The organism is Pseudomonas serbica, assembly GCF_028823535.1.
In the GTDB taxonomy this organism is placed as follows: Bacteria; Pseudomonadota; Gammaproteobacteria; order Pseudomonadales; family Pseudomonadaceae; genus Aquipseudomonas; species Aquipseudomonas serbica.
This window is the reverse complement of record NZ_JAQIYM010000012.1, coordinates 1-22,272: the sequence shown is the minus strand read 5'-3', so window position 1 is coordinate 22,272 and position 22,272 is coordinate 1. Positions and strand designations below refer to the sequence as shown.

The 22,272-nt window shown below is 61.5% G+C and carries 13 protein-coding genes and 1 tRNA gene; 9 read left to right on the top strand and 5 right to left on the bottom strand.

From position 1 onward, the window contains the following. The first annotated feature begins 3 nt into the window (after positions 1-3). The 4 genes from fdhE to NQL71_RS20225 all read left to right on the top strand — a co-directional run bounded on the left by fdhE (position 4) and on the right by NQL71_RS20225 (position 4,413). Entirely contained in the window at positions 4-930 is a 927-nt protein-coding gene (gene fdhE / locus NQL71_RS20240; RefSeq protein WP_046818149.1) for a formate dehydrogenase accessory protein FdhE, read from the top strand. A 45-nt stretch (positions 931-975) separates the two neighbouring features. Next, positions 976-2,406 carry an L-seryl-tRNA(Sec) selenium transferase gene (gene selA / locus NQL71_RS20235; RefSeq protein WP_274643156.1) on the top strand — a complete coding sequence of 477 codons (1,431 nt, stop codon included), beginning with the start codon at positions 976-978 and terminating at the stop codon, positions 2,404-2,406. Continuing rightward, complete coding sequence (gene selB / locus NQL71_RS20230) at positions 2,403-4,310, top strand: selenocysteine-specific translation elongation factor (protein ID WP_274643216.1); 1,908 nt, start codon at positions 2,403-2,405, stop codon at positions 4,308-4,310. The genes selA and selB overlap by 4 nt, the downstream gene beginning before the upstream one ends. A 7-nt stretch (positions 4,311-4,317) precedes the next feature. Next, a tRNA-Sec gene (locus tag NQL71_RS20225) sits at positions 4,318-4,413 on the top strand. A 462-nt stretch (positions 4,414-4,875) separates the two neighbouring features. Here NQL71_RS20225 and NQL71_RS20220 read toward each other — a convergent pair. The 4 genes from NQL71_RS20220 to NQL71_RS20205 form a co-directional block, all read right to left on the bottom strand. Continuing rightward, on the bottom strand, positions 4,876-6,297 hold the full coding sequence (locus NQL71_RS20220; protein WP_046819072.1) for an efflux transporter outer membrane subunit: 1,422 nt from the start codon (positions 6,295-6,297) through the stop codon (positions 4,876-4,878). Continuing rightward, positions 6,297-9,476, bottom strand: a complete 3,180-nt coding sequence (locus tag NQL71_RS20215) for an efflux RND transporter permease subunit (protein WP_077183727.1) — start codon at positions 9,474-9,476, stop codon at positions 6,297-6,299. The genes NQL71_RS20220 and NQL71_RS20215 overlap by 1 nt, the downstream gene beginning before the upstream one ends. Positions 9,477-9,491: 15 nt before the next feature. Then, a complete protein-coding gene (mexE, locus tag NQL71_RS20210) occupies positions 9,492-10,745 on the bottom strand; it encodes a multidrug efflux RND transporter periplasmic adaptor subunit MexE (protein ID WP_077183725.1) in 1,254 nt (417 codons plus the stop codon). A gap of 323 nt (positions 10,746-11,068) precedes the next feature. Then, positions 11,069-11,986: a LysR family transcriptional regulator gene (locus NQL71_RS20205; protein WP_274643155.1), complete on the bottom strand. Its 918-nt coding sequence runs from the start codon at positions 11,984-11,986 to the stop codon at positions 11,069-11,071. A gap of 269 nt (positions 11,987-12,255) precedes the next feature. On the opposite strand from NQL71_RS20205, the gene NQL71_RS20200 reads away from it, so the two are divergent. The 4 genes from NQL71_RS20200 (at position 12,256) to pgm (ending at position 18,562) form a co-directional block, all read left to right on the top strand. After that, on the top strand, positions 12,256-13,278 hold the full coding sequence (locus NQL71_RS20200; protein ID WP_046819075.1) for a zinc-dependent alcohol dehydrogenase family protein: 1,023 nt from the start codon (positions 12,256-12,258) through the stop codon (positions 13,276-13,278). A gap of 591 nt (positions 13,279-13,869) precedes the next feature. Then, positions 13,870-15,348, top strand: coding sequence for a hypothetical protein (locus tag NQL71_RS20195; protein WP_248687051.1), 1,479 nt, complete (start codon positions 13,870-13,872; stop codon positions 15,346-15,348). Between the two features lie 67 nt (positions 15,349-15,415). After that, on the top strand, positions 15,416-16,816 hold the full coding sequence (locus NQL71_RS20190; RefSeq protein WP_274643154.1) for an aminotransferase-like domain-containing protein: 1,401 nt from the start codon (positions 15,416-15,418) through the stop codon (positions 16,814-16,816). Between the two features lie 99 nt (positions 16,817-16,915). After that, positions 16,916-18,562 carry a phosphoglucomutase (alpha-D-glucose-1,6-bisphosphate-dependent) gene (gene pgm, locus NQL71_RS20185; protein WP_046819078.1) on the top strand — a complete coding sequence of 549 codons (1,647 nt, stop codon included), beginning with the start codon at positions 16,916-16,918 and terminating at the stop codon, positions 18,560-18,562. Positions 18,563-18,720: 158 nt separating this feature from the next. On the opposite strand, the gene NQL71_RS20180 is transcribed toward pgm, so the two are convergent. Beyond that, complete coding sequence (locus NQL71_RS20180; protein WP_046819079.1) at positions 18,721-19,416, bottom strand: pirin family protein; 696 nt, start codon at positions 19,414-19,416, stop codon at positions 18,721-18,723. Between the two features lie 278 nt (positions 19,417-19,694). Between NQL71_RS20180 and NQL71_RS20175 the strand changes: the two genes are divergently transcribed. Beyond that, complete coding sequence (locus NQL71_RS20175) at positions 19,695-22,169, top strand: UvrD-helicase domain-containing protein (protein WP_274643153.1); 2,475 nt, start codon at positions 19,695-19,697, stop codon at positions 22,167-22,169. The last annotated feature ends 103 nt before the right edge of the window (positions 22,170-22,272 follow it).

Below are 22,272 nucleotides of genomic sequence, written 5' to 3'. Positions count from 1 at the left end.
GACTTGGCCACTATCCTGGAGCCGGGACAGATCGAAGCGGCGGCGACATCGCCGCCATTTCTGCACCTTCCACCGCCCAACCTGTTTGCCTTGCGTGCGCTGCGCCTGGAGCGCCTTGCCGAAGGGCATCCGCTGGCCGAGTACCTGCGCCTGGTCGCGGGGCTGTGCCAGGCGCAGCAGCGGCTGATGGACGATCCACCCGAGTTGGCACTGCCAGACCCGCAGCGCATCCGCCTGTGCCTGGATCATGGCCTGCCGCCGTTTGCCGCCGACAGCCTGGTGCGCGAGGACGCGTGGCTGGCGTATCTGCGTGGGCTGTTGCAGCACTATCAACCGCCGGCACAACCGGCGGTGGTAAACGCCGTGGCAAGCTTGCGCGAGGCCAGCGTCGGGCAACTCAAGGCGTGGGCCATTGCCTTGGTCAGCGGGCAGTTCGCCTTGGTGCCAGCGGCGCTGGTGCCCTTTCTGGGTGCGGCCTTGCAAGTCGCGTGGAGCCATTGGTTGCTGAGTACCCCGGACCTCAGGTTGAAACCCGGCAACAGCCTCAACCAGTGCCCGGCTTGCGGCTCACCGGCCATGGCTGGGGTGATCCGCCATCGCGGCAAATACAACGGCTTGCGCTACCTGGTGTGTTCGCTGTGTGCCTGCGAATGGCATGTGGTACGGGTCAAGTGCGTGTATTGCGAACAGAGTAAAGGCTTGCAATACGTCAGCCTCGACAGCGACCGCCACGCCGCGGACAAGGCGCCGCTGCGCGCGGAAACCTGCCCGGGGTGTCACAGTTACCTGAAGCAGCTGTACCTGGAATGCGACGCCGAAGCCGAAGCGTTGTCCGCCGACCTGAGCAGCCTGGTCCTCGACATGCGCCTGGAACAGGAAGGCTTTGCGCGGCCTGCGCCCAATCTGCTGCTGGCACCCGGGGGCGACTGAAGCGAGCGTCTACACTCAGGCGGTCAACGTTTGCCGGAGCGCCTGATGTCCGCCCGATCTATCAGCCAAGTCTTGCGATTACCTTCGATCGACAGCCTGCTACGCCATCCGGCCTGCCAGCCTCTGGCCCAGCGTTATGGGCGCGACGCCTTGCTCGCCAGCCTGCGCCAGTTGCTCGATGACTTGCGCGAACCGGTCCTGGCAGGGCAGCTCAATGAGGTCGAACTCACCCCGCAGGTACTGGCGGGCAGGGTGGGCGAGCGCCTGGCCAGCCAGCACCGCAGCCATGTACGCCGGGTGTTCAACCTCACCGGCACGGTCCTGCACACCAATCTGGGCCGAGCCTTGTTGCCAGAGGAAGCCATCGACGCGGTGCAAATGGCGGCACGTTATCCGCTCAACCTCGAATTCGACCTGCACAGCGGCAAGCGCGGCGACCGCGACGATCTGATCGAGGGCCTGATCCGCGAGCTGACCGGCGCCGAGGCGGTGACCGTGGTCAACAACAATGCTGCCGCGGTGCTGCTGACCCTCAACAGCCTCGGCGCACGCAAGGAAGGCATCATCTCCCGGGGCGAGCTGATCGAAATCGGCGGTGCCTTCCGTATTCCCGACATCATGGCCCGCGCCGGCGTCAAACTGGTCGAGGTCGGCACCACCAACCGCACCCACGCCCGCGACTACGAGGCCGCCATCGGCCCGCGCAGCGGCTTGATCATGCGGGTGCATGCAAGCAACTACAGCATCGAGGGGTTCACCACCCGAGTATCCACCGCCGAGTTGGCGCAGCTGGCGCAGCAACATGGCTTGCCGTTGCTCGAAGACCTCGGCAGCGGCAGCTTGCTGGACCTGACCCGTTGGGGCTTGCCGGCCGAACCGACGGTGCGCCAGGCCCTGCTCGATGGCGCGGACATCGTCACCTTCAGCGGCGACAAATTGCTCGGCGGCCCGCAAGCCGGGTTGATTGTCGGGCGCAAGGACCTGATCGCGCGGATCAAGAAGAACCCACTCAAACGTGCGTTGCGGGTCGACAAGCTGACCTTGGCGGCGCTCGAAGCGGTGCTGGGCTTGTACCGCAACCCGGATCGGCTGGCTGAACGCTTGCCCAGCCTGCGCCTGCTCACCCGAACGCGAACCGACATCCTGGCACAAGCCGAGCGCCTGCAACCGTTCCTGGCCAACCGCCTGGGTGCGGGCTGGAGTGTCGCCGCGGTGCCGGCGCTGGGGATGATCGGCAGCGGCAGCCAGCCGGTGGCACGCTTGCCCAGTGCCGCGCTGTGCCTGCGACCTTTAACCTCGAAACGGCTGCGTGGACGAAGCCTGCATGGGCTCGAAGAAGCCCTCCGGACCTTGCCGATACCGGTGCTCGGGCGTATCGATGACGACGCGTTGTGGCTCGACTTGCGGCAACTGGACGACGAGCCAGCATGGCTGGCGCAACTCGAGCAACTGCAGGTGGAGGGCCGGGCAGGGTGATCGTCGGCACGGCAGGGCATATCGACCATGGCAAGACGGCACTGCTTGAGGCGCTGACCGGGCAGGCCGGGGATCGGCGCCGCGAGGAGCGCGAACGCGGCATGACCATCGACCTCGGCTACCTGTACGCCGCCCTGGAGCCGGGCGCGGTCCTCACCGGTTTTATCGACGTGCCAGGTCATGAGCGCTTCACCCACAACATGCTCGCCGGCGCACAGGGCATCGACCTGGTGTTGCTGGTGGTGGCCGCCGACGACGGCGTGATGCCACAGACCCGGGAACACCTGGCCATCGTCGAACTGTTGGGTATTCCCCGCGCGCTCGTGGCGATCAGCAAATGCGACCGGGTCGAAGCATCCCGGGTGCAAGAGGTGCACGAGCAGATCGAATCCTTGCTGGCACCCGGACCCTATGCCGATGCGCCGTTGATCACGCTGTCGAGCGTGACCGGGCAGGGCATCGACAGCCTGCGCCAGGCCTTGCTGGATGCGCAGCGTCAAGTGCAGCAACGCAGCCTCGGTGGTGGCTTTCGCCTGGCGATCGATCGGGCCTTCAGCGTCGCGGGCGCGGGGATCGTGGTCACCGGCACGGCGCTGTCCGGCCAGGTGGCAGTGGGCGATACGCTGCTGCTCGGCCCCCTCGGCAAACCGGTGCGGGTGCGCGGCCTGCACGCGCAAAATCAGGCCGCCGAACGCGCGACTGCAGGACAGCGCGTGGCGTTGAACCTGAGTGCGGGACGCCTGGCGCTGGAACAGATTCATCGTGGACAGTGGCTGTCGGCGCCGTGGCTGTACGCTGCGACCCAGCGTCTGGATATTGACCTGAGGTTGTTGCCCGGCGAGTCTCGCGCCTTCGAGCATTTTCAACCGGTGCATGTTCACATCGGCACCCAGGACGTGACCGGGCGCGTGGCCCTGCTGGAGGGCTCCAGCCTGGCGCCGGGTGAGCGGATGTTTGCGCAGATCCTGCTCAATGTGCCGGTGCAGGCGGTGAAGGGCGATCCGCTGATCTTGCGTGACCAAAGCGCGCAACGGACCCTCGGCGGCGGTCGAGTGCTCGATCCGTTCGCACCGACCCGTCACCGTCGCAGTCCCGAGCGATTGACGCAGTTACAGGCGCTGCTGGCGACTACTGGCCTGGAAGATGTCATGCCGATGCTGCTGGCCAACAGTGACAGCGGGCTTGATCTGCAACGTCTGGAGCGCCAGTTCAACCATCCGCGCGCGAATTGGGTGTTGCCGGATGACGTGCGGTTGATCGAAACCCGGCAGGGGCCGCTGCTGTTCAGCGACGAGCGCTGGCAAGCCTTGAAAGCGCAGGTGCTCGAACATCTGGCGCGCTTTCACCTACTGGAGCCGGACCAGATGGGGCCGGACCGCGATCGCCTGCGTCGATTCTGCGGGACGGCACTCGATCGCTCGACCTTCATCAGCCTGCTTGACGAGTTGCTGGTCGATGGCACCATCACCAGCAGCGGGCCATGGCTGCATTTGCCCGGCCATCAAGTGCGTCTGAGCGAAGAGGACGAAGCCCTATGGCAACAGTTGCAGCCACGGTTCGACGCGGCCGGGTTTGATCCGCCGTGGGTGCGCGAACTGGGTCACGATGAAACCAGGGTGCGCTTGCTACTGCGCAAAATGGCCCGGCTGGGGCTGCTGCATCAAGTGGTCCGCGACCTGTTCTACACCGATGCGATGATCCGGCGAATGGCGGCTATGCTGATGCAACTGGCCGAGGCTGACGCGGTCATCCAGGTGTCGGCGTTTCGTGATGCGGTGGGATTGGGGCGCAAGCGCAGTATCCAGATCCTCGAATACTTCGACCGGCTCGGCCTGACCCGGCGTTTTGGCGACAGACGCCATATTCGCCTGGACAATGCCCTGGCCAGGCACACGGATCACTGATTTTCAAGGAAGGTAATCGCGCCCGGTGGCGCGGCCGGGCTTCAAACCCGGTTGGGGACGGCATCCGTTCCCGGGCAGGTTCGACTCCGGCTACCTTCCGCCATATACCTCGCACCAGCCCGGCTTGCCAGCGAAAGCGGTCTGACAGCCGCCATTGCTGTCGACCGCCCCGGCGCCTTCGCTGGCAAGCCAGCTCCTACAGTTAATCGGCGTCGTACACCAAATCCGTGCCTGGCAAAGCCCCCTGTAGGAGCTGGCTTGCCAGCGAAAGCGGTCTAACAGTCGCCATCGATGACGACTGCCCCGGCGCCTTCGCTGGCAAGCCAGCTCCTACAGTTAATCGGCGTCGTACACAAAATCCGTGCCTAACAAAGCCCCCTGTAGGAGCTGGCTTGCCAGCGAAAGCGGTCTAACAGTCGATGCCGACTGCCCCGGCGCCTTCGCTGGCAAGCCAGCGCCTACAGGGGAGGTGTTTTTTTGGCAAAAAAAAGCCCCGCGACCGAATGAGGCGCAGGGCTAAAAAATTGGTTGGTTGCGGCCAACCAAAGGAGCTCTTTAAAGACGCTTACTTGCTGGCCACCGTCTCCGGTTGCCAGCCACCACCGAGGGCCTTGTAGATCGCGACGATGCCGCGATACAGGTCGACTTCGGCCTGGGCCTGGGTGTCTTCGGCGGCCAGGCGCTCACGCTGGGCATCGAGCAGCACGAGGAAGTCGGCGGTGCCTTCGCGGTAGCGGATCTCGGCGAGGTCGGCGGCGGAGCGGCTCGATTCGCTCTGGCGAATCAGCGAAATCAGCCGCTGCTGGCGCTTGCCATAGTCGCTGAAGGCGTTCTCCGATTCTTCCAGAGCCAGTAATACTTGCTGCTCATAAGTGGCAAGGGCGCCTTCGGCATCGGCATCGGCGCCGCGCAAACGGGCGCGTACGCTGCCCAGGTCAAAGGCCGCCCAGGTGATGCTCGGGCCCAGTGCCCAGGCATTAGCCGCCGAGGAACCGATCTGCGAACCACGCCCGGCGGTGAAGCCCAGGAAGCCGCTGAGGCTGACGCGCGGAAACAGATCGGCCTTGGCTACGCCGATACGCGCCGTGGCCGACGCGAGTTGGCGTTCGGCGCTGCGAATGTCCGGACGGCGTTGCAGCAGTTCGCCCGGATCGCCAATCGGCAGGGCCTTGGCAATGGCCGGCAAGTTTTTCGGGCTCAGGTCCACGGTCAACTTGTCCGGACGTTCGCCCAGCAGGGTGGCGATACGGTTTTTCTGCCGGACCTGCTCGGCCTGCAATTGCGGCACGCTGGCTTCGACCGAGGCCAGGCGTGCGTCGGCGCGTTCCACATCAAGCTGATCGCCGACGCCGGCATCGCGCAGGCTGATGGTGATCTTGCGTGACTCCTGCTGGTTTTCAAGGTTGGCCAGGGCGATTTTCTCGCGCAGCTGCGCACCTCGCAGTTGGCCGTAGGCGTCCACCAGTTCGGCGATCATGGTCACTTGCAGTTGGTACAGGTCGGCTTCAAACGCCTGCTGCTCGGCGTTGGCCGATTCCAGGTTGCGCTGGATGCGGCCGAACAGGTCGATCTCCCAGGCCATGTCCAGGCCCAGGTCGTAGCGCTCCTGATTGACCCGGTCGGTGGTCTCGCCCGGTATCTGCCCTTTGCCAAGGTCACTGCTGACCCGGCTGGTGATGGTCGGCATGGCGTCATTGCTGACGTCATCACGGATCGCCCGGGCCGCCTTCCAGCGGGCGAACGCGACGCGCAGGTCGCGGTTGCCCTTGAGGGACTCGGTCACCAACTGGTTGAGCGTCGGGTCTTCGAACTGCTGCCACCAGATGCCTTCGAAACGCGAGCGGTCAAAGTTCTTCTGGCCGGCAGCGCCGTCGGTGGCCGTGGTGATATTCGCCGGTTCAGTGACCGGGGTCTTGTAGTCGGGGCCCACGGCACAGGCGCTCAGCGCCAATGCCAGCAGGCTCGGCAGGAAAGCTTTCAAACTCATCAGTGCGACTCCAGCTTCAGGGCGGCCTTGTTGGCTTTGCGCGCTTGGCCGCGCTCGACAAAGTTGCGAATCAGTACATAGAACACCGGCGTCAGCAGCAGACCGAAGAAGGTCACCCCGAGCATCCCGGAGAACACCGCCACACCCATGGCGTGACGCATCTCGGCACCGGCACCGCTGGAGAACACCAGTGGCACCACACCCATGATGAACGCGAAGGAGGTCATCAGGATGGGTCGCAGACGCAGGCGGCAGGCTTCCAGGACCGCGGCCAGCGGATTCATGCCTTCGAGCTGTTTGTCCTTGGCGAACTCGACGATCAGGATCGCGTTCTTGCAGGCAAGCCCCACCAGTACGATCAAGCCGATCTGGGTGAAGATGTTGTTGTCGCCTCCCGAAGCAATCACACCGGTAATGGCCGAGAGCAGGGTCATCGGCACGATCAGGATCACCGCCAGCGGCAGGCTCCAGCTTTCGTACTGCGCTGCGAGCACCAGGAACGCCAGCAGTACGCAGAGCGGGAAGACGAACAGCGCGGTGTTGCCGGACAGGATCTGCTGGTAGGTCAGGTCGGTCCATTCGTAGGTCATGCCGTTGGGAAGTTCTTCCTTGAGCAGTTTCTCGATGGCTTTTTCCGCTTGGCCGGAGCTATAGCCGGGAGCTGCGGCACCGTTGATTTCCGCAGTGACGAAACCGTTGTAATGGGAGACGCGATCGGGGCCCGAGGTGTCGCTGACCTTGATGAAGGTCGCAAGCGGGATCATCTCGCCTTTGTTGTTACGCACCTTGAGCTGACCGATCTGGTCGGACTCCAGACGGAACTGCTGCTCCGCCTGGACGTTGACCTGATAGGTGCGGCCGAAACGGTTGAAGTCGTTGGCATACAGCGAACCCAGGTAGATCTGCAGGGTGTCGAAGATGTCGCTGACGGCCACGCCGTGGGTCTTGGCTTTTTCCCGGTCGATGGCTGCATCGACCTGCGGCACGTTCACCGTGTAGCTGGTGAACAGGCCTGCCAGTTCCGGAACGCTGTGGCTCTTGGCGATGATGTTCATGGTTTCCTTGTACAGCTCTTCGTAGCCCAGGTTGCCCCGGTCTTCGATCTGCAGGCGGAAACCACCGATGGTGCCCAGGCCTTGTACCGGCGGCGGTGGGAAAATCGCCATGTAGGCTTCCTGGATGTCCGCGTACTGGCCATTCAAGGCACCGGCAATCGCACCGGCGGACATGCTCGGGTCCTTGCGCTCTTCAAAAGGTTTCAAGGTCACGAACACGATGCCGGCGTTCGGGCTGTTGGTGAAGCCGTTGATCGACAGGCCAGGGAAGGCCACCGCGCTTTCCACGCCAGGCTGTTTCAGGGCCAGGTCGGACATGCGCTTGATCACGTCTTCGGTGCGGTCCAGGCTCGAGGCATCCGGCAACTGGGCGAAGGCCACCAGGTATTGCTTGTCCTGGCCGGGCACGAAACCGGTCGGGGTGCTGGAGAAACCGAAGAACGTCAGCACCATGAGGCCTGCGTACAGCAGCAGGGCGATGCCGCTTGAGCGGATCACGCGGGCAACGGTGCCGACATAACCGTGGCTGGCCTTTTCGAAGAAGCGGTTGAACGGACGGAACAACCAGCCGCCGAACATCGTGTCCAGGACCTTGGAGAAACGGTCCTTGGGTGCGTCATGACCTTTGAGCAGCACGGCCGCCAGTGCCGGCGACAGGGTCAGGGAGTTGAAGGCCGAGATCACCGTCGAAATGGCAATGGTCAGGGCGAACTGCTTGTAGAACTGCCCGGTCAACCCGGAGATGAAGGCTGCCGGTACGAACACCGCACAGAGCACCAGGGCCGTGGCGATGATCGGGCCGGTCACTTCACGCATGGCGCGCTTGGTGGCTTCGACCGGGGTGAGCCCCAGTTCGATGTTCCGTTCGACGTTCTCCACCACCACGATCGCATCGTCCACCACGATACCGATCGCCAGTACCAGGCCGAACAGCGACAGGGCGTTCAACGAGAAGCCGAACAGGTGCATCACGGCAAAGGTACCGATCAGCGATACCGGCACCGCCACCAACGGAATGATCGAGGCACGCCAGGTCTGCAGGAACAGGATCACCACAAGGACCACGAGGATCAGCGCTTCGAACAGGGTGTGAACCACCGCTTCGATGGAGCCGCGCACGAAGATCGTCGGGTCATAGACGATGCTGAAGTCCATGCCTTCGGGGAAACTCTTCTTAAGTTCGGCCATTTTTGCCCGGACTTCGTTGGAGATCTCGATGGCGTTGGAGCCCGGGCGCTGGAAGATCGGGATTGCCACTGCCGGCTGGTTGTTCAGCAGCGAGCGCAAGGCGTACTGGCTGGAACCCAGCTCGACGCGGGCGATGTCCTTGAGGCGGGTGATCTCACCATTGTCGCCAGAGCGAATGATGATGTTCTCGAATTCCTCCTCGCTGACCAAGCGGCCCTGGGTGTTGACGGACAGCTGGAAGCTTTGCGCATTCGGGGCAGGGGGAGCGCCCAATGCACCGGCGGCCACCTGGCGGTTCTGCTCGCGAATGGCGGTGACAACGTCAGTGGCGGTGAGGTTGCGCGACGCGGTCTTGTTCGGATCGAGCCAGACACGCAGCGAGTAGTCGCCCATGCCAAACAGCTGCACATCACCGACACCGCCCAGGCGCGCCAACTCATCCTTGATGTTGAGGATCGCGTAGTTGGACAGATACAGCATGTCGTAGCGTTTGTCTGGCGAGGTCAGGTGCACCACCATCGTCAGGTCGGGCGACGCCTTGTCCACGGTGATACCGATGCGCGTCACTTCCTCGGGCAGTTTTGGCTCGGTCCGGGTCACGCGGTTCTGCACCTGCACCTGGGCGTTGTCCAGGTCAGTGCCCAGGGCGAAGGTGATGGTCAGGGTGATCTTGCCGTCGGCGGTCGACTGCGAGGACATGTACAGCATGTTCTCGACGCCGGTAATGGCTTGCTCCAAAGGAGCCGCCACGGTTTCACCGATGACTTTCGGGTTGGCACCGGGGAAGTTGGCGCGCACCACAACGGTCGGTGGCACCACTTCCGGGTATTCGCTGATCGGCAGCTGGAACAGCGAGATTGCGCCGGCGATCAGGATCAGCAGCGACAGCACTGCGGCGAAGATCGGCCGTGAAATGAAGAATTGGGAAAAATTCATCGGAGTCGTTATCCCTTAACCGCGTGGAGTCGCAGCAGCCACTTTCACAACCACACCCGGTGCGACCTTGGCGGGCGCGACTTGAGGCAGGTTGCTGGCTTCCAGCGCTTGTCGTTGTTGGGCCAGGGCCGCGAGGGTTTGCTCGCTGGCCATCGGGATGACTTCAGGGGTGACGGGCGAACCTGGACGTACTCGCTGCAGCCCCTTGACGATGATGGTGTCGTCCTTGTTCAGGCCGTTACGCACGATGCGCAGGCCTTCGATTTTCGGACCCAGCTCGACGGCGCGATACGCGGTCTTGTTGTCGGCATCCATCACCAGCACGAATTTCTTGCCCAGGTCCGTACCCACGGCCTCATCGTTGATCAACATGGCGTTGTAGGTGCCGCTGCCCACCAGCTTCAGGCGCGCATAAAGGCCCGGGGTATAGCTGCCGTCGCTGTTGTCGAACACGGCGCGACCGCGGATGGTGCCGGTTTTCGGATTGACCTGGTTGTCGACGAAGTTCATCTGGCCCTGGTGCGGGTTGCCGTCTTCGTTGGACAGGCCCATGTACACCGGGGTGGTAGCGCCGCGTTTGCCCTGGCGAGCGAGCTGGGTGTACTTGAGGAACACACGCTCATCGGCATCGAAGTAGGCGTAGACCTTGTCGGTGGAGACCACGCTGGTCAACGGAGTGGTATCGGCGGTCACCAGGTTGCCGGCGGTGATCTCCGCACGGCTGACGCGACCGCTGATGGGCGCGGTGACACGGGTGAAGCTCAGGTTCAATTTGGCCAGGTCAAGCTGCGCCTGCAGGGCGCCGACGGCGGCGCGGGCTTCCTGGGCAGCGCTGGTGCGCGAGTCAGCCAGTTCGGCAGAAATCGCATTGCTGGTACGCAGGCGTTCGCCGCGCTGGGCTTCGTTTTCGCTGCGGGTGGCATTGGCGCGGGACTGGGCGACCAGTGCTTCGAGGCGACGGACCTCAGCCTGGAATGGACGCGGGTCGATCTGGAACAGCAGGTCGCCTTTCTTGACCAGGGCGCCTTCGGTGAAGGCCACTTCATCGATCTGGCCCGAGACCCGTGGACGAATCTCGACGGTTTCCGGCGCTTCCAGGCGCCCGGTGAACTCGTCCCACTCGTTGACCGGTTGTTCCAGCACCTTGGCGACGCTGACCTTGGCTGCGGGCAGGGTGGCGGCAGACTCTGGTGCCTTGCCGCAGGCGCTCATCACCACTACGGCCAACATGGCCAACGGCAAGCGCAAATGTTTGAGTGACTGTTCCATGGATGCATCCGCCAATGTATTAAGATTGGCGAATGATGCTCGGCAGGGTTGTATCGCACGAATCGAATGGGGCGAAGGTAACTATCATTCGGAATGATAGGAGAGGCCTGGGCAGCTCTCTAGCCTGCGCCTTGCGTCAGCAGGCGATCAACTCGGTTGATGGCAATTGTGTGTTTCCGGATTTGCAATGGTCTGGGCTTGAGGCCGCGTCACGGCCATCGCTGGCAAGCCAGCTCCTACAGGTTCGCGATTTGTGCACGACAAGGTCATTGTAGGAGCTGGCTGCCAGCGATGAGGCCATCAGCCTCAATACACCCTTCAGATCAAGTCAGGCTATCCGGATCGCCGAAGAACATCTGTATCCGCGAACGCAACCAACGTTCCCCCGGATCATTATCCTGTGACCCCCGCCACGCCATGTGCAATTCAAAGCTGCGCACCGGCAAGGGTGGGTCTTCCGCTCGCACGCCGCCAGCCGCCGTCAGCGCGTCAGCCGTGTAGTCCGGCACGGTGGCGACGATATCGGTGCCGCTCAACAGCGTACTCAGCCCGTTGAACTGCGGCACCGCCAGCACCACATGCCGCTTGCGCCCGAGTTTTTCCAGCTCTTCATCGATAAAGCCACTGAGGTCACCGGCAAACGACACCAGCGCATGGGGACGCGCGCAGAAGTCATCCAGGCTCAATGGACCCGGCACGGTGTCGGCGCGCAGCAGTTTTGGCGAGCTGCGGCGCAACACTTTGCGCTTGGCATTGGCGGGCAGATCGGTGGTGTAGCTGACACCGATGGAAATTTCGCCGGAAGCCAGTAAGCCGGGCATCAGGATGTAGTTGACGCGCCGCACCACCAGGACGATGCCTGGCGATTCGGCACGCAGGCGCTTGAGCAGCATGGGCAGCAGGGCGAATTCGACGTCGTCCGACAGCCCGATGCGAAATACCGCGGTGCTGGTGGCCGGGTCGAATTCGGCGGCACGGCTGACGGCGGTGGAAATCGAATCCAGCGCGGGGGAGAGCAGGGCGAAGATCTCGACCGCCCGCGCGGACGGTTCCATGCTGCGACCGGTACGCACGAACAACGGGTCGTCGAACAGCCCGCGCAAACGTGAAAGCGCCGCGCTGATGGCGGGCTGGCCGAGGAACAGTTTCTCCGCGGCACGGGTCACGCTGCGTTCGTGCATCAAGGTTTCGAATACGATCAACAGGTTCAGGTCGACACGACGCAGGTCATTACGATTCATCTTGAGTCCTGGCAGAGTCAGCAAACTTGACGTGAGCGGCCATATGGGAACAATGGCCAGCAGGAATATTAAGGGTAAAGGCTGGTACTCTGCACCGAGTAATTCAGTTTTCCCACAAAGGCGGCTTCGGTTTCTAGCGACATTTGACGATGTCGCCGCAGCTGCGGAATCAATGACAGGCATGTCGACTATTAATAGCCACTGATAGTGTTGGGTTGAAAGCCCAGCTAGAGTTCAAGGCATTAGAGGTTCAATTGGCGAGGTTTGCGATGTCCCGCACGATCCGTTTTCACAAGTTTGGTTCAGCCGAGGTGCTCAAATGCGAAGAGCATGCGGCTGCTCTGCCTGCACCGGGCGAAGTGCAGGTGCGCGTCGAAGCCATTGGCATCAGCTGGTACGACACTCTCTGGCGCCAGAACCTGGCGTCGTCACACGCCCGTCTGCCTGCGGGTATTGGCCAGGAGATGGCCGGTATCGTCACCGCTGTCGGTGAGGGTGTCGATGACCTGGCAGTCGGTGACAAGGTTGCCAGTTTCCCGGCCCAGAGCCCAAACGATTATCCGGTCTACGGGGAGCTGATTGTGCTGCCGCGCTCGTCGCTGACCCGATACCCTGATGTACTCAGCCCGATCGAAGCCAGCGTGCATTACACGCCGTTGTTGATTGCCTACTTTGGCTATGTCGATTTGGCACGGGTCAAGCCCGGCCAATTTGCCTTGGTTACCGACGCCAGTCACTGCGCCGGCCCTTCCTTCGTGCAATTGGGCAAGGCCCTGGGCGTACGAGTGATCGCCGCGACCAAGTCCGCGGACGAGCGTGAATACCTGCTGTCGCTGGGTGCCGAGAAAGTCATCGTCACCGAGGAAGAAGATCTGCTGATGCGGATCAACAAGATCACCGACAACCGCGGCGTGGATGTGGTGTTCGATGGTTTGGGTGGCCCGCAGATGTCCTTGCTCGGCGACGTACTGGCGCCTCGCGGCAGCCTGGTCTTGTACGGCCTGCAAGGTGGTAACCAGACCCCATTCCCGGCGTGTGCGGCGTTCCAGAAGAACATTCAGTTCTTCGTCCACTGCATCGGCAACTTCACCGGCAAGCCGGAACTGGGCATCATCCAGGACCAGGTCGCACTGCAACGTGCCTTGCGCGATATCAACCAGCTGACCGCCGATCGCGTGCTGCTACCGCTCAAGACCCGGGTCTTCCCGTTTACCGAGTTTGTCGAAGCACACCGCTACATGGACGAATGCCCATGTCGCGAAAGGGTTGCCCTGCAAGTCGAACCTGCCTGACTCCCTCAAAGAGTCCGCGCCTGCGCGGACTCTTGCGTTTTGAGCGTTCACCCCAGCGCTTGCCCCCAGCACTTCCCCCGACATGAGACGTCCCACCAGCCAGAAGGTGGGTCGGTTCAGCAACTGAACCGGTTTTTGCTCTCGATCTGTAGCTTCTAATCAACATCCAAGTACTGATAATTGCATGATTACTTTCATCTCAAGGAATGAGTCATGGCCAGGTATCTAGCCGATACTTTTCAATGCCCGTCGACGACATATGTTCGACAACTAGCGGTTTGTTGTGCGCTCGTCACATTATTACGAGAAGCTACTTTCCTCATTTTTTGTATTAAATGTCTGTGGGACTCTGTCAGACATTTCCTAGGACGCCGAAGGCCATCGCAACAAGCCCCCGTGCAGGGCCTGTGCGCAGGGTCGCGCGTGTCTGTTTCGCTTGTCACGATCAATTATTTCAAATGATGACCAAAAACTTAAGTGTTAGCATTTGGTAATAAAGTCCAGATAATTAATCTCCATTCAGGCATCCCTTTGCGCTGTGCGTGCAGTTGTTTGCGCTGTGTCGAACTTACGAATATCAGGTAAATAGAAATGACCCATATCCATGATCAGGCGATGAACTATGTCTATCAACAAGTGCTGCAACGACTGCTGAGCTTTTTTTCACGCGCCGAACGCACCGCATTGCAGTTGTTGATACAGCGCCTGGGGGTCGCCGCCGGGGGCATGGATCGAATTGGTGACTACAAGGTATTGGCCGTTCAGTGTGGGTCGCGAGACAGTTGCTACACCTTGGCCTTGTTGCGAGCCGCTCAGTTGACCATCGCCAGTCGGGCACCCGCGACCTTCCAGTTGCGGGTCGCTACCCTGCGGCTCAATGGCATGAGCCAACTGGCGCTGGATAACATCCATCGCAGCTACAGCGCCTTGTTCGTCTACGACGATCCCCGTGTCGAAGTGCTGATGGTCGATAACCGGGAGGTGCTGCCGTTCGATCACCAGGCACCGGTTTCCAGTGCCGGGCGAGAAGCCAATCGGACGAACATGCTGATGATCGGCCATCGTCGTGCCGTGGATGGTCCGCTTGACCTGTGGGACGACGGGTATCTGGCCACAGCCGAGTTCCATGGACAAATTGCCCGCTGGAACAATGGCGTCGATGCCTGGGTCAGCGGTGACTCACCTCGCCGGCAGAAGCGCTTCATCGAAGGGCTCAAGCGTGCCGCCGCCAAGGCTGGCTTCGAGACGTCGAACCGTTACGAGGCGGATTATGGCGGGTTGTTCATGTTGCTCGATGAGTTGGGCTGCGATTGTTACCAGGCGTTCTATGCCGACTACGGCCAGGAGACCTGGCGTCCGGCTGACCAATTTGAAGCCTGCCGGCGTACCACCTACATCGATATTCACGACGTGCTGGTCAGCCACCTTGAAGAACGCTGGCCGCTGCTGACCGAGTTTCTGGGATTCAAGGCCGATGAACTGGCGGCTCATCTGGGTGAAAACCAGCAGGTCAGCGTGGCTGTCTCGGCGTATCTGCGCGGATTGCATGCCTGCTATATCCAGGGTGGCACCTACGAAACCGGTGTTGCCCACTATCTGCAGCGCGCCCTGGTGTTGATGCGTCGTAACCAGCTGCCGGAGTGCTTGTATGAACGGGCGGAGGAGGTGTATGGCAATCCGGCGAACCTGGCCGGGCAGCGCGCAAGGGCCGCCGAGGAGGCGCAGCAGTGCTTTGGCCTGAACGAGACACAATGGGTGTGCCTGCTGTTCGCACCTTTTGTCGAGCAGGGTGCTGCATTGGAGCGCTTCCTGCGCCAATGTCATCCGGGCATGCTGGTGGCCCTGCCCGAGTTGCATCGCGCCATGCAGGGGCATCCGGTCGCGGAGCAGATCCTGCAGTGGATGGTCGATGTCAGCGGTTTGCCGGTCAGTCTGATCGGTACGCTGTATCGCATGGGGCCGTCTGTGGCGCAGAGCCAATCGATGAACCCACCCGACAGCGATGCCTCAATGCCCGTGCAAGCAAGCGACGAAATGCCTGTGTGCCGTGAATGGTCGGCAGGGCGATGAACGTGCTCGTGTTGTCGACACCTTCGACTGTGCACGATGGCCACCGCCATGGGTGTGGTTGCCTGTCATGAAAGGACACCGTGAAACCGATTTCGCCTATCAGGCGGTTTACCGTTACCTGACCAGCCTGATCAGCGAACCTGTGAGCGACAGCCGTGTCCGCCTGCCGTCCTTGCGTGAACTGTCCGAGCGCCTGGGCGTTTCGATCTCGACCATCCAGTACGCATACTCGCTGCTGGAAAAGGAGGGCCGGGTCTATTCGGTGGCCAAATCCGGTTATTACGCGCTACCGGTCGCCCCCAACAGCACGCTCTATGACGGCAGTGACCTGCTCGAGAGTGTCTATGTCAACGCCCGTCTTCCCGCCATGCTGGTCCTCAGCGCGGATGAACCGGCCTTGCTGCAACCCCTCGACAGCCCGCTTTTGCTGCTGGAAAGAGAGTTGCTACGCCAATACCCACGCCAGCCGCAACCGTCTGCGCAACCTTGTGGCGAGCTGGAACTGCGCACCGCATTGGCGGCCCGCTACACCACTTCGCCGGTGCGCTGCTGGCATGCCGATGACATCTACATCGGCGCCGATCTTCGCGGCGTACTGGAAATACTGATCGTCGTGTTGGCTCTCAAGGACGCCACGGTGGTGGTCGAGGCACCCTGTGATTGGGCGATCCTGCGCCTGTTTCAGGCTGCCAGCGTGAAGGTGGTCGAATGGCCGCTGCTGGGCGACGGCAGTCTGGATTGCAAGCGCCTCAAGGACCTGCTGGAGGCGGAGCCGGTGCGATTGGTGATGGTATCGTCCGGGCTGAACATGCCCCGGGGCAGCAAGGCGCCCTATGAAAACCGGCAAGCGATCGCACAAATACTGCAAAAGCATGGCGCTTGGGTGCTGGAAAACGATTGTTATGGCGAGCTCGGGTTTGAGCCCGATCAGCTGCGGTTTCGCGACCTGTTGGCTCCGGAGCGCCTGATGGTGTTTTCCACCTTCGAAAAGATCATCGGCCCGGAAGCCCCTTACGGCTATCTGCTCTCGCGGCATATGAGCAGCGAACTGCAACGGCAATTTCTATTACGCGCCTTTCGCCTGTCGCCTATCCGCCAGAAAGCCATCGCGCGCCTGTACAGCAACGGACGAATCGATCAGCACCTGCAGGTACTGCGCCGGCGCTTGAAGGACGGCAAGGAGCAAATGACCCGGCTGCTTCAGGAGCGATTGGGCGATGCCTTGCAGTACGTCGAGCCCCAGGGCGGCGCGACGATATGGCTGCGCTCGCTGCGCCGTGTCGATATGAGCAGGGTATTCCAGCGTTTGCTCAGGCAACAGGTGTTGGTTGCGCCCGGGGAGCTGTTCAGTCTTCAAGGCCTGCATGCGCAACATTTGCGCTTGAGCCATGGCTTTGGCAGCGACCAGGACCTGGCCGCCGCGCTGGGCTTGCTGGGGGATGCGTTGCGCCTGGAAGCCATCGATTGAGCCAGGCCAGGTGAGGCCAATGGATCGATTCCATCGCGCTAAGGTCAAACTGCCAGTAAACTCCGATCCTACCCCCGAACTCCATTCCAGAGGTTTTGCATGACACTCAGTCCTTTTGCGGGCAAACCGGCACCGGCAGAATTGTTGGTAGACATCCCGCGACTGGTAACGGCCTATTACACCGGCCAGCCCGATGCCGCCATTTCGACCCAGCGAGTGGCCTTTGGCACGTCCGGGCACCGAGGCAGCTCGTTCGACTTGAGTTTCAACGAATGGCATGTTCTGGCGATCAGCCAGGCCATCTGCCTGTATCGCGAGGCCCAAGGCATCGATGGCCCGTTGTTCGTCGGCATCGACACCCACGCATTGTCCACACCGGCCGGCGCCAGCGCCCTGGAAGTGCTGGCCGCCAATGGCGTGACGGTGATGATCGCCGAAGGTGACGAATACACGCCGACCCCAGCCATATCCCATGCCATCCTGTGCTACAACCGCGGGCGTACCTCGGGCCTGGCGGACGGCATCGTCATCACCCCGTCCCACAACCCGCCGCAAAGCGGGGGGTACAAATACAACCCGACCAATGGCGGCCCGGCCGATACCCATATCACCAAGTGGATCGAAGCCAAGGCCAATGAGTTGTTGGCGAACAAGCTCGCCGGGGTCAAGCGCATCAGCTACGAGCAGGCGCTGAAGGCCAGCACCACCCATCGTCACGATTACCTCAACACCTATGTCGCCGACCTGATCAATGTGATCGATTTCGACGCCATCCGTGATGCCAAGCTGCGCCTTGGCGTCGATCCGCTGGGTGGCGCAGGCGTGCGCTACTGGTCGGCGATTGCCGAGCACTACCGCCTGGACCTGGACGTGGTGAACAAGCAGGTCGACTCTACCTTCCGTTTCATGACCGTGGACTGGGACGGCCAGATTCGCATGGACCCATCGTCGACTCATGCGATGCAGGGACTGATCGGTCTGAAAGAACGCTTCGACGTGGCGTTCGCCTGCGACCCGGATCACGACCGTCATGGCATCGTGACCCCCTCTGGCGGCCTGCTGGCGCCGAACAACTACCTGGCCGTGTCGATCGATTATCTGTTCCAGAACCGGCCGCACTGGCGAGCCGATGCCGCGGTGGGTAAAACCGTGGTCAGCAGCGGCTTGATCGACCGTGTGGCCAAACGCCTGGGGCGCCGCCTCTACGAAGTGCCGGTCGGTTTCAAGTGGTTTGCCGATGGCCTGTTCGATGGCTCGCTGGGTTTTGGTGGCGAAGAAAGCGCGGGGGCTTCGTTCCTGCGCAAGGACGGCAGCGTCTGGTGCACCGACAAGGACGGGCTGATCCCGGCCTTGCTGGCCGCTGAAATGACCGCCCGTACCGGTCGCGATCCAAGCCAGGCTTATCGTGCCCTGACCGATGAACTGGGCGAGCCGTTCTCGGTGCGGGTCGATGCCAAGGCCAACCCGGAACAAAAAGCCCTGCTGAGCAAGTTGTCGCCCGACCAAGTCACCTCGACTGAACTGGCGGGCGAGCCGATCCAGAGCATCCTCAGCCACGCACCGGGTAACGACCAGGCTATTGGCGGTCTGAAGGTCATGACTGAAAACGGCTGGTTTGCGGCGCGTCCGTCGGGCACCGAAGACATCTACAAGATCTATGCGGAAAGCTTTGTCAGCGACGACCACCTCAAGCAGTTGGTGGCCGAGGCGCAGACGCTGGTGGATGGCGCAATTTCCGCGAAGTGATCGAGGGCCTCATCGCTGGCAGGCCAGCTCCTGCAAAGGTTGCATGAATCCTGTAGGAGCTGGCTTGCCAGCGAAGACGGCAGCCCGGGCACCAGCAATGTTCGAACCCAAAAAAGGGCGACCCTCACGGTCGCCCTTTTTTTTTGGCATTCGTTAAATCAAGCCAGGTCCACCAGTACGATTTCGCTGTCCTCAATGGCCGTCACCCGCAACACCTGCTCTTGGGCAACCGCGACACCGTCTCGAGCTTGTGCACGCAAGCCATTGACTTCAATGACTCCAGTGGCCGGCACAAGATAAGCACGACGGCCGCTGTCCAAGTGATATTCAGCGGTTTCCCCGGCCTTCAGGTTCGCCGCCACCAGTCGCGCATTGGCGCGGATACGCAGGCTTTGATCGTCACCGGCCTTGCCGCTGGCCAAGGTTACGAAGCCTTCGCGCTGGCCTTTCGGAAACGGCTTGGCACCCCAGGAAGGTGCCAGGCCGGTTTCGTCGGGAATGATCCAGATCTGGAAGATCCGGGTCGGTGCCGCTTCAAGGTTGTATTCGCTGTGGGCGATCCCGGTGCCGGCGCTCATGACCTGAACATCACCGGCTTCGGTGCGCCCCTTGTTGCCCAGGTTGTCCTGATGGGTAATGGCACCTTCACGGACATAAGTGATGATTTCCATGTCCCGGTGCGGGTGCTGTGGGAAACCAGTGCCCGGGGCGATCACGTCATCGTTCCATACCCGCAGGTTGCCCCAGTTCATGCGCTTGGGGTCATGGTATTCGGCGAACGAAAAGTGGTGATGGGCATCCAACCAGCCATGATGAGCGCCGCCCAGCGAGTTGAAAGGTCTGAGTTCAAGCATGATCGTCTCCTGAAAGGCTCGACATGGGGCGTAATCGCCTGGCCACGAATCGAGACCGGTGGTTGATGACGGGCATCATCCAACAGGTACCAATCGATAAAAAGCGTAAAAAGTGCCTCATAATTATCGAATGGATTGATATAAATATGCTTCGAATTTGTGTTATCCAGCCTTCAATACCGCACATAAGTCGATGAGTCATAAGCAATTCACTAGAACTGAAGGGCAAATACAGACACCATAGCCCCCAACAGCCTCACACCCTGGAGTCCGTCCGCGTGCCGCAACACACCCCCGATCTTCCGCCTGAACTTCGCCCCCTGGCCGAGATGCCACTGCTCAAACGCCTGGCAGCGCGCTTCTTTGGTCATGGCCTGACACGCCTTCGCGCACAGCACCGCGCGTCCTGGTTGCACGGTCAGGCAGACGGTTTTCGCAGCGGGCATAGCGCCGGAGTGGACTACGGATACAAGGAAGGCAAGCTCGAAGGGCTGGAAGAGGGCCGGCAAGTCCTGCTGATTCGTGACTCGCGTTGCACCGAGCATCGGCCACCGAACATCGATGATCATCTGTTCGACGACTGGCGCCTGCCATTGAGCGCCGAATTGAAGAAGCGCATGAAGGTCGACGTTGCCCGGCTGCTGCCGGCACATGCCCAGCCCAGTGCCGCGCAGTGGAAGATGATCTTCAGTGACACGCCGTCGACGTCGGTGATTGCCGGGGCGGGCGCTGGGAAGTCGACGACGCTGGTCCTGCGGATTCTGCTGTTGAGCCACTACCTGGGGTTCGAGTTGGGATCGATGACGGTGGTGACCTTCACCCGCGAGTCGCGCAAGGACTTCATCAATAAACTGATCGAGCTGTTCGCGTTGTGGGGGCGGGCTGTCAGTTTCAAGGAAGCGCGTGATCTTGTGCGCACCTTCCATTCGCGGATACTGCCGATGGTCCGCAGCCTGCCGGGCTTCGAGCGTCTGCAAGCCTTCGAAAACCTCAGTCACCGAGCGCAAGGTGCCGATGAGGAGGCGGACAGCACCCCGTTCGACCTGCGCATCAATGAGGCTCAGCGTCAGCAACTCAACGCCTGTTATCACGCCTTGCATAGCCGCGATGAACGTTTTCGCGAGCTGATCCAGCCTTTGTCGCGCCACGCCTTGCAACTCAAGGAGCTGGAGCGGGATCACCCCGATGTACAGAAGCGCGTGGCTGTCACCGAGCTGGCCGCCAAGCGCGATGAAGAACTCTGCGACCTGGTGGAAGACTTGTGGTTTCGCGCCGGTGCCTGGCCAATCAAGGGTATTGAGCCCAATCGCCAGGCGTTTGATATCAACGGCAGCGCCTTTCATTGCCACGGTTACATCCCCTCACTCGACGCCTGGGTGGTCTTGGGTTTCGACCCAGGGGAAAATCCGCAACTGACCCGGCCCAACGCCAAGCTGACGCTGCGAGCGGAAAGCGCGGTGAAACGCACCCTGTTTCAAGCTTTCTGTCGTAAGCCATTGATATGGCTCGATAGTTACGAGTCATCCAAGCGCGTGTTGGCGTCCCTTGCTGGCGATGCCAGCGCCGGACCAGGCTTCGATTACAAGGTCAAGGGTGAGCTGGCGTCTGCGCCGTTGCTGGACTGTTTTGTCGCCGCCGCCGGGTTCATTGAGAACCTCGGCCTGGATGTGCCGACGGCGGTGGGCCAGATGAGCTTTGCCAAGGACGACCCGGACCGGTTTTTCTTCGAGGCATTGAGTCTGTTCTGGCGAGCCCTGGAAGACCATTTGCTCGACCAGAAGCCGCCGGTCATGACCTATAACCGCATGTTCGCGTTGTTCAGCGAACATTCCCCGGAAAACCTGAAACTGCTCAGCGACGAGCTGTTGCGGCCGCTGTCGCACTTGATGATCGACGAGTTCCAGGATGTTTCGCCGCAAATCGTCTCGTGGATCCGCGCCAGCCTGGCCGAGATCCGCAGCCGCGGCCCGGCCATGCACACAGGGCGCGGCGCCCAGCACTCGTCTTTGCTGTGCGTGGGGGATGACTGGCAGTCGATCTACGGATGGCGCGGCAGTTCGCCGAGCTATTTCATGGAGTTCAACAAAACGTTCTCGTCGCCGAGTACCACCAAGGTCATGCTCAGCGACAACTACCGCAGCCACCAGTACATCATCGACGCCGCCGAACACATCGTGCGGGCCGCGCCTGCGATTGCAGGAAAGAAGGCCAAGGCCAGCGGTGAGCCAAAGGCGTTGCTGCCGGTCAATGTGCTGGATCGGGATGACCAGGGCATGGCCCAGCGCCTGATTGAACACTACCGCAAGGGCGATTCAATCTTGATGCTTTATCGAAAAAGTAGCGATAAGTTGTTGATAGAACAGCATATTCAATCCGTAGTTAATGTTGATTCTAGATTGCCCTACGAAGACCGGCGCCTCAAGCAACTGACTTATCACAGCGCCAAGGGGCTTCAGGCGGACGCGGTATTCCTGCTCGGCGATTGCCAGCATCTGACCCGTTCGCCGTACAAGAACCAGGTGTACCGCATGGCGGGGCTGGGCAAGGCTGGTGACAGCGAACCTTATGACAATGCGCAGAAAGACGAGATCCTGCGCCTGGCGTACGTGGGAATTACCCGGGCCGTGAGTCATTGCTATTGGTACGTCGACGCGCAGGAGGCCCAGGCGGTGAACATGCCCAAGGCGTCGGACCGTATCGGTCAGGGCAAGGCGTTCTTTGCCGATCATCGACAGGCCAAGACAACGGCGTGAGCCCTCTAGGAGCCGGCTTGCCGGCGAAGGCGGTCTTGAATTCTGTATTGGACTGGCGGGCCTCTTCGCTGGCAAGCCAGCTCCTACAGGAGATCGGTGTACA